Annotated in this window: 9 protein-coding genes and 2 pseudogenes; 5 read left to right on the plus strand and 6 right to left on the minus strand. The window is 57.2% G+C overall.

Features of this window, described 5'->3' with window-relative positions; all coding sequences use genetic code 11:
- Together JWR17_RS12410 and treS are read right to left on the minus strand one after the other, a co-directional pair.
- The coding region (locus JWR17_RS12410; protein WP_299831847.1) for an NADP-dependent oxidoreductase at nucleotides 1-786 on the minus strand (786 nt) is incomplete at its 3' end.
- Nucleotides 787-1066: 280 nt separating this feature from the next.
- Nucleotides 1067-3133 (minus strand): maltose alpha-D-glucosyltransferase, encoded by a 2067-nt coding sequence (treS, locus tag JWR17_RS12415; protein ID WP_299831849.1) that lies wholly within the window; start codon nucleotides 3131-3133, stop codon nucleotides 1067-1069.
- A gap of 587 nt (nucleotides 3134-3720) precedes the next feature.
- Here treS and JWR17_RS12420 point away from each other — a divergent pair.
- The 3 genes and pseudogenes from JWR17_RS12420 to JWR17_RS12430 all read left to right on the plus strand — a co-directional run.
- Nucleotides 3721-5121, plus strand: a complete 1401-nt coding sequence (locus tag JWR17_RS12420) for a sodium:solute symporter family protein (RefSeq protein ID WP_299831850.1) — start codon at nucleotides 3721-3723, stop codon at nucleotides 5119-5121.
- A gap of 196 nt (nucleotides 5122-5317) precedes the next feature.
- Nucleotides 5318-5992, plus strand: coding sequence for a general stress protein (locus JWR17_RS12425; RefSeq protein ID WP_299831852.1), 675 nt, complete (start codon nucleotides 5318-5320; stop codon nucleotides 5990-5992).
- A gap of 216 nt (nucleotides 5993-6208) precedes the next feature.
- A pseudogene (locus JWR17_RS12430) lies at nucleotides 6209-6803 on the plus strand (DUF2252 family protein); the annotation flags it as partial.
- On the opposite strand, the gene JWR17_RS12435 reads toward JWR17_RS12430, so the two are convergent.
- Nucleotides 6791-8158 carry an MFS transporter gene (locus JWR17_RS12435; RefSeq protein ID WP_299831854.1) on the minus strand — a complete coding sequence of 456 codons (1368 nt, stop codon included), beginning with the start codon at nucleotides 8156-8158 and terminating at the stop codon, nucleotides 6791-6793. The pseudogene JWR17_RS12430 and the gene JWR17_RS12435 sit on opposite strands and share 13 nt — an antisense overlap.
- Nucleotides 8159-8395: 237 nt before the next feature.
- Here JWR17_RS12435 and JWR17_RS12440 point away from each other — a divergent pair, with 237 nt between their 5' ends.
- Nucleotides 8396-9928: an FAD-dependent oxidoreductase gene (locus JWR17_RS12440; RefSeq protein WP_299831857.1), complete on the plus strand. Its 1533-nt coding sequence runs from the start codon at nucleotides 8396-8398 to the stop codon at nucleotides 9926-9928.
- Nucleotides 9929-10032: 104 nt separating this feature from the next.
- Here the strand turns inward: JWR17_RS12440 and JWR17_RS12445 are convergent, their stop codons facing one another.
- Together JWR17_RS12445 and JWR17_RS12450 are read right to left on the minus strand one after the other, a co-directional pair.
- Entirely contained in the window at nucleotides 10033-10767 is a 735-nt protein-coding gene (locus tag JWR17_RS12445) for a DUF72 domain-containing protein (protein ID WP_299831859.1), read from the minus strand.
- Nucleotides 10768-10774: 7 nt separating this feature from the next.
- The gene (locus JWR17_RS12450; protein ID WP_299831861.1) at nucleotides 10775-10999 is read right to left on the minus strand and encodes a DUF2188 domain-containing protein; all 225 of its coding nucleotides are present in this window, start codon (nucleotides 10997-10999) and stop codon (nucleotides 10775-10777) included.
- A 144-nt stretch (nucleotides 11000-11143) separates the two neighbouring features.
- On the opposite strand from JWR17_RS12450, the gene JWR17_RS12455 reads away from it, so the two are divergent.
- Entirely contained in the window at nucleotides 11144-12112 is a 969-nt protein-coding gene (locus JWR17_RS12455) for a cation diffusion facilitator family transporter (RefSeq protein WP_299831863.1), read from the plus strand.
- 32 nt (nucleotides 12113-12144) lie between these two features.
- Here the strand turns inward: JWR17_RS12455 and JWR17_RS12460 are convergent.
- Nucleotides 12145-12337 (minus strand): annotated as a pseudogene (locus JWR17_RS12460) (IS110 family transposase); the annotation flags it as partial.

Consider the following 12337-nt stretch of genomic DNA (forward strand, 5'->3'; position numbering starts at 1 on the left):
CAAACCGCTGGGTTGCGCGGTAAAACGCACACCGCTTTTGCCGGCAGCCTCCGGTGAATCCTGCTTGGGCTCTTCGAGGGTCGACACCAAAATACCGCCTTCGCGCAAAACGGCCCATGAGCGCTGCTGCGTTTCACCGCCGATCAGATCAATCACAAGATCCATGTCCTTGCAGACATCCTCAAAACGCTCCGCATTGTGGTCAATCACTCGATCCGCACCGAGTGAACGAATGAACTCCACGCTCTTCGCCGACCCGGTGGCATACACCTTAGCGCCGTGATTCTTGGCGAACTGCACGGCAAAATGACCGACGCCACCGCTGCCGCCGTGGATCAATACCCGCTGGCCTTCTTTCAAGTGGCCATGATTGAACAACGCCTGCCACGCCGTGTGCCCGGCCAGAGGCACAGTCGCAGCGGTTGTCAAATCAAGGCCTTCGGGCACCTTGCAGGCGTATTCCGCCTTCACCCGCGCGTACTCGGCATAGCCGCCATCGGCACCAATCATCGCAATTACCCGGTCGCCTTCCTTCATACCCTCGGCGAAAGAGCCTGGCTGCTCGATAATCCCGGCCACTTCCCGGCCAAGAGTGAGCGGTAATTTATCCTCCTTGACCGCCGGATACTTGCCCTGACGAATTTTGAAATCAACGGGATTCACCCCGGCGGCGATAACCCGAACCAGCACTTCACCAGACGCTGCCTGAGGGATCTCCACCTGTTCGATCCGCATGACTTCGGGTCCACCAAACTGTTCTATCCTGACTGCCTTCATGGTTTGCATGACTACGTCCTCTTCATTAGGCGTGTAGAGGACTGACTTGGCCGCGCGCTGTGGGTTCCCCCCCGCTGACAGATGAGCCGCGTCAATTACATGTTGTATCTAGCGATCGTTGAACAGGTCGTTCGCGTTTAGCCGAGCATGGCGCGATGTATCGTGTAACCCGGCGACGTCGGCGCGGCATCGGCGCTGGCCAGGCACTGCTTGCTCTGGGAGGTCACGCCGTAGCCGACCTGGAAGACACGCTGACGCTTTTCAGCATTTTGCTATCAACTGCCTAACCTCAGACCATCGGCAACATACTCACCACTCTCAACGCCAATCCTTCATAGGCATCCAGGGTAATGGTGAACTCACCGTGCTCGGTCAAATCGCCCTCAACACGTTCGTTGATGATGTCCACCACCGGGCCGGGGGTGATGTCGGGCAGGTGCAGGGTTTCGACGATTTGTTCGCCGCTGAAGTTGAGCGCGGTAATTTGCGTGCCCTTCCCCGCTGGCAGTTCGTGAACCATGATTAAAAGTCCCGGATGCTGCACGTCAGGAATCAGAATCTGTTTGCTGGCGGCGATGTCGTAAGCGCGGCGCACGGCCAGAATTTTCTTTAACTGCGAAGCGAAAGAGTTGGGTTGCTGCAGTTGGGCGGTGATGCTGCCGTACAAGGTTTTCGGGCGCGGCATGTTGCCGGCGGAGAACTCGGCGTCCGGGTCCAGGTCGACCAAATCGTAGGCGCCGCGATGAATCCAGCGCGTATCGCCATCCTGCATCAAATGCTGAACATCTTCGGCGGGCAGCGTCAGCGCGCCGACCAAATCCCAGCCAGACAGCGCAAATACGCCGGGCTGCATGGCGTTGTACATCACCAATAGCAAGTGGATATGCTGAATTTGCAGAATGTCGGCATCGGTGATGGCATCTAAGTCGCGAATACCCAAGGCAGCGGTAATGATGCTCGCGGTAGTACAGGAAACACCATTGGTAACGAACTTCAAATTGTACGGTGCATGTTCCCCAGCCAGACGCTCGTACATCTCTTCACGAATATGTTCGCGAAGAATGTTTCCGGGAAACGTCTGGCCCTGATAATGATAAGTATCGTGGGCGTGCAGGGTCCAGAAGTGCACTAACTCCAAGGTGAGTTCATCGTGATTTTGCAGTGCATGAATCAACGACGCAGGGTCGATGCCGAACACATGTACCTGACGCAACATGAGGCGCAGAAACTCGGTGGTCCCGGTGAGCAACGCGTGTTGATAAGCCGGTCGGGTGATGAAGTCGTACGACAAGTCAGCCCCGCCATGGGACATGGCGGCGATATCGTCCAGGGTCAGATTGAGCTCTTGAAAGCTAAAGCCGCCGGCTTTACGGATCGCGCCACCCAACAGTTGATTGCCAGTGATCGACAGCGGATGGCTCTCAGACCAGGCGTTATCTTCAGCCTTGCGTTCGACACCGAGAAAGCCGTTGGCATCCAGGCGCAGCACCCGCGCGCCCATGACGTCGATGGCGTGCAGGGCATCGCCAATGATCATTTGCTGCGCGGCAAAACTCGGGTCCAGCCAGTTGAGGGACGGTTGGCCTTCTTTGAAATAGTGTAAATACACCCAGCGACGCTCCTTGCCGTCGACGCCGGTGACCACACCCGTGGCGCTCCAGTCGGTCTCTTTGACCCCCGGTTCGAAGAATATCACTCGCTGCAATTGGCCAACGATATAGTGCTTTTCCTTGAGTAAGTCGACTACCTCCGGCAGCAAATTCACGGCGTCACGGGTCGGCGCAATGCCAGGCAACAGGTGCCAGTCTTCTTCTCGGATTTCTACCATGTGGTATAGACCGGGGTAATCTTCGTAGGCCATTTCCGCCAACCGGAAGTCCGCGCCTTTCCCGGTGTGGGACGGGATAACGTCATCGATCATTACCGCGTTATGCGCGGCCGCAATCCGGCTCAAGCGCAGCAACTGCGCTTCGGTGCCGAGTTCCGGGTCGATTTCGAAGCTGATTCGGTCGAAATTGCCGTCAATGCTGGGAGTACGTTCACGCCCGCGCAAACCACCGGAGGCTTTTAGCGGACCGTTGTGGATTCCCTGCACGCCAATCTCGGACAGCGCATGCCACAGGGTTTCATCGCCCAAGGCTTCGAGGACCGAGCCGCCCTCGCGGGTGATAATTGATGCCGGGTAAGCGGTGAACCACACCGATGCGATCGCCGAAGCATCCCGAGGTCGGGCCTGGGCATAGGGCCTCTGCCACAGGCGGCCTTGGCCTGAATACAATTTCGCACGCTGTTTTGCCGCGTTGAGCATCGATTGCTCAACCAACCAGTCCACATACTGCTTATCCGGGATCGTCATACTGCCAGTCACTCCGTTTTCAGGTTGCTTGCGCAAGAATAGCCAAAGGGCATGTGCCCTCGCGCTGAACCTGTCCGCGCGCCGTTGCCGATTGATGCACTGACTGTAAGAGCCCGGTGGGCGGCAAACGTTGCATAGCCGGGGGGCATTTGTTGCGCGCTATGGAGTAGCGCCGATCTGCAGGCAGTCGTCGCCTTTAGTAAATTGACGCTTGAATGATCCCGTGATCGGTTTATGATGGGCGCCTAGTTGTATGACAACGTACCTCGACGATGAGGGTACGTTGCTTCTCCCACACACTGGCGAGACTCTAATAAAAATGAATGCTCAATACCCGAATTTCAGTCATCCCGCCCTCGACACCGTCTGCGATCCCCCCTATGCGCCCTGACCCGCCTGATACGTCACTGGCTCTGTTTAGTTAGTCAACACTTCGTTAGTCAGCTATGTAGATCAGCCGTCGTGGCCTCGACGAGGATCTTCTGTTGCCAGAAGAACGGAGCGCAGCGCACTAACACGCCCAGAACAGCTTTCACCGCTTAGTTCCAGTAAACACAATAACTACAACTAATTGTTTCGGAGAAGATATGGACACACGCGTCGTCATCATTCTTGGCATCACCATCGCTTACTTCGTGGTGATGTCATACATCGGGTTTAGCGTGCGCAAACACGCTAAAAGCAGTGACGGGTTTACCGGGGGCGGCAGAAGCTTTCCGCCATTTCTGATCGCTGCGTTGATGCTGTCTGAGTTCATCGGCAGCTCCGTCAGTATCGGCACCGCCCAAAAGGGTTTCGAGTCGGGTATTTCGGCGGCCTGGAACCTGGTTGCGCTGTCCATGGGCTTCTTGCTACTGGCGCTGGTATTGGTCAAGAAATACCGCGAAACCGGCCTTACCACCATTTCCGGCATTCTGGCGCAGAACTACGGTGAAAGTGTGCGTTATGCCGCTTCGATCCTGTCGATTTGCGCGTTGAGCATTGTCTCCGTGGCCTTGTACGCCAGCGGTGGCGCAGTACTGGCGGCGGTGCTGAACATTGATCGCACGTTGGCAATTTTGCTGGTTGGCGCTGTGACTGTGTTTTATGTCAGCCTCGGCGGCATGCGTTCGGTGGTGTACACCAACTTTGTCCATGCCACGGTTAAATACGTCGGTATCATCCTGGCATTGGCCTTCGCCCTGAACGCTACGGGCGGCATTGGCGCCCTGCAAGCGAAACTGCCGGAGCACATGTTCGACTGGACCGGCGTAGGTTGGGGCCAGATCTTCGCGTGGATGATCGGCGGTGTCGGTTCGATCTTTGCCACTCAGTACGTGATCCAGGCCATTATCAGCACCAAGGACACCAAGACCGCCAAGCGCTCATGCTTTTACGTGTCGTCGCTGATGATTCCGTTCGGTCTGATGGCTGCGTTGATCGGCATGTGCAGCGCGATGCTGTACCCCGGCACCAAGTCCATCGACGCTTTCCCGGCACTGATCGCGCACATGCCGACCTTTTCTGCCAGCCTGGTGGTGATTGGTCTGGCGGGTGCACTGTTCGGCGGCATCTCGGCGAACACCCTGGCTTCGGCCACGCTGGCGCTGAAAGACTTCTATGACCCGTTCTTCAACAAGGAAAAGAACGACCGTAAGTCCGTGATTTTCGTCAAAGTCGCGATTATCGTCATCGGCTTCTTGCCCTTGGTGTTGGCACTGTATGCAGATAAAATCCTGCTGATCGCGTTTCTCGGTAAAGCCCTGCGCGCCACGTTAGCGGTCATCGTGCTGATGTGCTTCTACGCACCGAAATTCGGGACCTCACGGGGCGCCCTGACCGGGGTAATCCTGTCGGTCATCTCGACCATCTCGTGGTTCCTGGCCGGTAATCCATACGGTATCGACAGCTCATACTTCGCCCTGCTCAGCCCACTGCTCACCATGAGCGTCAGCGAACTGTTCAAATCGACACGCCCAAGCAACACGGTGGTGACCCAGTCCAATTGATATGACGCTCTAAACGGCATCGGCGCCAGATATCCTGGCGCCGATCGCTTATACCGTTAACCCCGTCTAAAACCTCGTTGCCCTCTGTCAAACCCCCGCCCCCACGCCGCTCGTCAGCCGTCCGCAACTCTCGTGCCTTGAAATCACTCAACAATTACGTCACTGGCATCCACTCCACCGAACAAGAGAGATGAACATGAAACATACACTTGTTGCAGCTTTTGATAGTTTCAGCGACGCAGACAAAGTCAGAACTGAGTTGGTCGGACATGGCATAGCACAGGGCAATATCACCGTATCTGCCGCCGATAGCGATTCGACCTCGGGCCTGGCCAATGACGCATCCGACGCTCCGGTTGGCGCTCATGAAGAGTCCGTGGGCGACAAAATCAGTCACTTCTTCAAGTCGCTGTTTGGTAGTGATGAAGACGACAATCTTCATCATCATGCCGTGGCTTATCCTGAAGCCTATCGTCGGGGTTCGACCCTGGTGACGGTGACCGTGGACACTGATGAAATGGCCGACGAAGCCGAGGATCTCATGGAGCGCAACGGCGCGATTGACATCAACGAGCGCAGCGCGAGTTGGGCCAACAGGGATTTTGGCAACGAATCGGGCAGCTATATCACCCCGGACACCGATTTGACTGCGCCTGCGGGTCTCAACGCCCGAGATAATATTCCTACCGATCCGGTGCGTGTTTCACGCATCAGCGAGCAGCCGGTGGTGGATACAGGAATGGGCAGTCGCTTGGACAGTCCCGGCACGCGCCGTGGCGATGATTTCATTGGCGAACGTCATGCCATGGACGATGAAAACCTTGGTGGCGCCAATGACCACGAACCGAACCCGCTGAAAGATCGTCGTTAGTTGTCATCCTGCGACACGTCAATCTGTAGCAGCCAACGTGTTGGCGATGGGCCAGGCCATGCGGTTTGTGCGACTGACCGCCTTGCCACCGACTGCGTCGTCGGTCTGTAGGAGCTGCCGAAGGCTGCGATTCGAACCGGGAACCGGTCGCCCTCATGATACCGCTGAAGGTCGTGCCAACCTTATCGCAGCCTTCGGCAGCTCCTACAAATATAATTGCAGGCCGACCGTCGTGAGCTTTTGTCGCGGTTTGCGGTACAGGACATGGCGTTCAAGGTGGTCGGCGTCGGCACCCGCTGCCTGGTCGCGCTGCTGACAGATGCGCAACAAAACCTGCTGTTCCTGCAAATTAAAGAAGCCCGGCGTTCGGTGCTGTCCGGTTACGTCAAAAGCAAATCGGGTATTCGGCACAATGGCCAGCGGGTGGTCGAAGGACAACGCTTGATGCAATCGGCCAGTGACCTTTTCCTCGGTTGGACCACCGGCCCCAACGGAAGGCACTTCTACATTCGGCAGTTACGAGACGAAGACCTCCGCAGAGCTGGAGACCTTTGACGCCGAAGCCTTTGCTGCCTACGCCCGTATCTGTGGCCGGGCGTTGGCCCATGCACACGCCAAATCCTCGGGGCGCGCGGCGGAGATCAGTGGTTACATTGGCACTAACGCCAGTCTGGCGGACGTACGGTTCAGCTATGCCCAAGCGTATGCCGAGCAGAACGACCGCGATTTTGAGCGTTTCCAAAAGGCGTGCCGCACAGGCCGAATGCAGGCCCGTTCGGAAGCCGATTTTGCCGCCGATCACTTGCCTTGAGCGTTCGAAGGGCGCCAAAGCACTAACGCACATGCCCCCGCAGCTGCGCACACCATAGCCGATAACATCACTGCCCAATGGAACGCATGGGGCAGCGAATCGCCCTGATACGCCAACACATTGCCCAACAACGCCGTGGCCACTAAACCACCGGTTCGGGCAATGGCATTGTTCAATCCAGACGCAGAACCGGTGTGGGTTTTATCGACGCAAGCGAAGATAGCCGTAGTCAACGGCGCGACCGCACAGGTCAGGCCAACGGCAATGACGCCGAGAGCCGGCAGCACATCGCGCCAGTAAACGACGTCTGTTCCCATCCGCAGCAACAGCAGAAAACCGGCCGCCACGATGCACGGTCCGACGATCAGGAATGGCTGGGTGCCGTAGCGCCCCGCCAGCCCTCCTAACCAAGGGGATGCCGCCGCCAGCACCAGCGGGATGGGCAACAAGGCGGCCCCGGCCTGGGTGCTGGAATAACCGCTGGCCACGATTAATACGTAGGGCAAAAGAATCGTCAGACAGCCCAGCGCGCCATACAGCAAAAAAGTTAACAGTGTCAGCCCGGTAAAGCCCGGGGAGCCGAACAGCGCCAGAGGCATCATCGCCGCCGAGCCTTTCAGGTGTTCCCAGTACAAAAACACTGCCAGCAGAATCGAGCCGATCAGTAAGACGACGACCCCGACGGTAGACCAGCTTTCCGGTCCGGTTACTGAAATCAGCGACCAAGTTATCGCGCCCAGCCCAACGGTCGCCAACAGCGCACCCAGCCAGTCCAACGGGATGTCGTCGCTACGGCGGGGGTCGTTTTCGACAAATTTCCAAGCCAGATAGATCGCCGCGCTCGCCAATGGAATATTGATAAAGAAGATCATTCGCCAACTGACGGTATCGATCAGCCAGCCGCCCAGGATTGGCCCGCCCGCCCCGGTCCCGGCAGCCGCTGCCGCCCATATGCCGATGGCCCGACCTTGCTTTTCGCCTTCGAAGCTGGCGCCGAGAATCGCCAGACTATTGGGCATTAGTAGCGCCGCGCCCATGCCCTGTGCGAAGCGTGCAGTGATCAACGTCGCTAAATCGGGCGCCAAGCCACAGACCACAGACGCGACGCCGAAGATAAGCATGCCGAGGATGAGTACCCGACGCCGACCGAAGCGGTCGCCCAACGATCCGCCGAGCAGTAGCAGCGCGCTCAACGGCAATAGGTAACCGCCGATCAGCCACTGCAACCCGGAATGACCGCCGCCCATGTCGCGACCAATGGCGGGGAGACCAACGTTAACCACTGAACTGTCAATGAACGCCAGGCTCGATGCCAGCACACAGGTGATCAGGGTCAGAACGCCGCGAATGCCCATGGGTTTATCTGTTCCTGTCATGGATCTGTAACTAAACACAAATCTGTAGGAGCCAACGTGTTGGCGAGGCGGTGTATCTGACAATCCGCAGAGGATCCTTCGCGAACAAGGTGGCTCACACAGAAGGGTTGTGGAGGGAATTAACCCGGTCTCATCCTTCGGTCGCCATATTGCGCCAGCTATCCAGACCTGTGCCACGATTAATTGCTTACATGATCTTCACATAGGGGCTGGAATATGAAGCGTTGCGACGTTTTGATCATCGGCGCAGGCCCCACCGGGCTGGTACTGGCGCTGTGGCTCAGCAAGCTCGGGATCAAAGTGCGGATCATCGACAAAACGGCAACGTCAGGCAGTACTTCCCGTGCACTGGCGGTTCAGGCACGAACGCTTGAGTTATATCGGCAACTGGACCTCACCTCGGAGATCCTCAATAGCGGTCATAAAGTGCCGGCGGTTAACCTGTGGGTCAAGGGAGAACAGACAGCCAGGGTGTCATTCGACGCGGTCGGCAAAGACCTGACACCCTATTCATTTCTCGAAATATTTCCCCAGGATCAGCATGAACGGCTGTTGATTGAACGCTTGTGGATGTTTGGTGTGGCGGTTGAGCGCCAGACCGAACTGACCCGCTTCGTCGAAAGTGACGAAGGGGTTACTGCTTATCTGGTGGGCGCGGAGGGTGAGGAAGAAGTGTGCGCAGCGCGCTTCCTCGCTGGTTGCGATGGCGCCCGTTCTACCGTGCGTAAAGGCCTGGATATTGGATTTCCGGGCGGCACCTATCAGCAAGTTTTTTATGTGGCCGATGTTGAAGCGGCCGGTCTTGCGGTTAATGGCGAACTGCACGTGGACCTCGACGAAGCGGACTTTCTTGCTGTATTTCCTTTAGCGGGCGAAGGACGAGCACGACTGATCGGCACCGTGCGCGATGACCGCGCCGAACATGCCGACACGCTGGTGTTTGAGGACGTGAGTGGCCGCGCGATTGAGCACCTCAAGGTTGAAATTCATCGGGTTAACTGGTTTTCGACTTATCGCGTACATCATCGGGTGGCGCAACATTTTCGCCAGGGGCGGGCTTTTTTGTTGGGCGATGCCGCGCATGTCCACAGCCCGGCGGGTGGCCAGGGCATGAACACCGGAATTGGCGATGCGATCAACCTCGCCTGGAAACTCGCCGCCGTACTGGAAGGCCGTGCGACCGACCGGTTGTTGGACAGTTATGAGCTTGAGCGCATCGGCTTTGCCCGGCAATTGGTGGCGACCACTGACCGGGTGTTCAGCTTTGCCACCGCAGAGGGGCGCATCGCCAAACTGGTTCGCACGCGGTTAGCACCGTTGCTTATTCCAAAAGTCATTGCGATTGATGTGGTGCGCGATTTTATCTTTCGCACGGTGTCACAAATTACGTTGAATTACCGGGGCATGGCGCTCAGCGCGGGCACAGCGGGGGAGGTTCACGGCGGCGAGCGATTGCCGTGGGTGCCCGGAAGCGAAAACTATGAATCGCTGTCACGTCTGTGTTGGCAGGTGCATGTTTACGGCGTCGCAAGTGAACAACTCAGCGCATGGTGCGCGGACCGAGCGGTACCGTTGCACGTTTTTCCATGGACGCCGGCTCTTGAAACCAGTGGATTAGCACGCAATGCCCTGTACCTGCTAAGACCAGACACCTATGTGGCGCTGGCGGAGGTATCAGGCCATCCCGAGGCGCTGGATCAATACTTCACAGAGCGCAGCATACAGCCACGAAAAGGTTGGCTGCATTGAATGCCGCAGGTTCCACGATCTGTAGCCAGCCTGTTGGGATATCAGCAGCAACTCGGCTTGTCTGATGCCCCGTGTCGCCTGTGTGATCGCCAACAGTTGACTCCTTACAAAGTGTGGCCCGCTAAAAAGGCTTGAAGCTGCAAAACATTCTCCATTGCCGCGCCGCTGGCGGTGTTGTCAAAAATGCACCAGACAGGCACGCCTTCGTCTAATTCAACCCGCAGTCGCTGTGCAAAGTCGTTAAGCCAAGGCGTCGGGTAGGCGCTGTAGTAGATTCTCGGCGAACCATGCAGGCGGTAATAGCGCACACCCTGCCATCCGCCCGGCCGCTCCCCGCCCTCTATCGGTGAAGGGTCCGCAGCCACCCGGCCAATCTGGTAATTGACCAACAGATCATTCGCATTCAGCCAGCTCAGGTGCCGAGGCTCTAACACCGCCAGACCTGTGTACTGCGTGCGCAGCAGGCTGAAAAACTCCTGCGCGATGACCGGGTCAAAAGCCAGCGACGGCGGCAATTGGATCAATAAACATCCCAGTGCCTCACCGAGTCCGGAACATTGGGCGAGAAACTCACCCAATGCCCCGGCGCAGTCCCGTAGCCTTAACCCGTGAGTGATGTGTTTCGGTAATTTCAGTGAAAAACGAAAACCGCCTGGCACGCTTTGCGCCCACCGTACATAGGTAGCAAGGCGGTGTGGCCGATAAAAGGATGAATTAATTTCGACGGCGGGCAGTTGCGCGGCATAACGTTGTAAATGTGTGCCGCTAATGGGAAACGCTGGCCAGTGCTCGCGAGACAAACTCCAGCCAGCGCAACCCAGATAGATAGGCTGCTGCATAAGGCGTTCAGCCCGGCGATCGGGAAGGGTCTGCACTGCGCGGATACGTTCGTTCTTCCTGTATCGTCCCGTCCTCATTATGTATTTTCAGGGAAGCAGTATGGGTTTTGAGAAACTCACTGGCGAGGATAACCAACTCTTCCTTGGTTCCCGCAGTCTTTGACGCATGGACCGCGCCCTGTTTTTTCAATGACCAGAAAGTGCCGGTTTTTTCGATGTGGTAGTTGTCCATATAATGCTCCATCTTAAAGACGCGGTAGTGTCCAGCGGCAAACGTATTGCCTGCCAAAGTAGATTGATTTCGAATACGCCCGAAGATTCAATCAGGGCGCCGCGCAACCTGTCACATGACATGAGGTAGGCCTTGAGGCAGATGATGAAAAAGCACCAACACGACGAATCCGAGCATGACCATGATCATGGCGTTGGCGGCCATCACCATCACCACCCAGCGCCACCCGCCGGATTTGACAGCGCCTTTGCCATTGGATCGACGATCAACGCAGCTTTTGTCGGCGCTGAAATAGTGTTCGGCCTGACCGCCCATTCGGTCGCGTTGTTGGCCGATGCCGCACATAACCTGGGCGACGTCTTGGGTTTGTTGCTGGCCTGGTGGGCGGTCTGGCTTGGACGCCGTATCCCGACACCCAGTCGTACTTATGGTTACGGTCGAAGCTCGATTTTGGCTTCGTTGACCAATGCCGTGGTGTTGTTGATCGGGGTGGGCGGTATTAGCGTCGAAGCGGTCCGACGCTTGATCGAGGGCGTACCGGCAGGCGACGTCGGTGGCAAAACGGTGATGATCGTGGCGGCCGTCGGCATCGTGGTTAACGGTGTCACCGCGTTGATGTTTGCCCGCGGCCGTAAAGGTGACCTTAACGTCAAGGGCGCGTTTTTGCATATGGCTGCGGATGCACTGGTTTCGGCCGGGGTCGTGGTGTCTGGGCTGGTTATCCTGTTGACCGGCTGGAGTTGGGTTGACCCGGTCGTCAGTCTATTGATCGCTGCGTTGATTTTGTATTCCACTTGGGGACTGCTGCGCGACAGCATCAACCTGGCGCTGGACAAAGTTCCGGAAACCGTCGACATCGAACAGGTGCGGGAATTTCTAGCCGGATTGCCAGGCGTGACCGAAGTGCATGACCTGCATGTCTGGGCCCTGAGCACCAGTGAAACTGCACTGACCGCGCACTTGATTCGCCCACAAGCGGTCCACGAAGACGCTTTTCTGCACGACGCATGTCACGAGCTTCACGCACGCTTCGGGATAGGTCACGCCACGCTGCAGATTGAAAGCGGCGACACCGCCCGCCCCTGCCAGTTGGCACCCGCTCATGTGGTTTAGGTTAATTCAATCTGTAGATACTCTGTTGCCGGTCAAGCTTTTACGAAGTGCTTTTCGCTAAAAAGCTTGGCCGTATCAAATTTTTCGCCGGCACGCATACACGCCCAAAGCCCGGTCAAATATTTACGCATCACGGCGCCTATCGCCTGCATTTTCTTCTTCCCGCGAGCTACCAACCCCTCGTAGAAAGCCTTCACGTAACGGTCACAGCGTATCGCGCTCAAC

Source organism: Pseudomonas sp. (assembly GCF_028293835.1).
In the GTDB taxonomy this organism is placed as follows: domain Bacteria; phylum Pseudomonadota; class Gammaproteobacteria; order Pseudomonadales; family Pseudomonadaceae; genus Aquipseudomonas.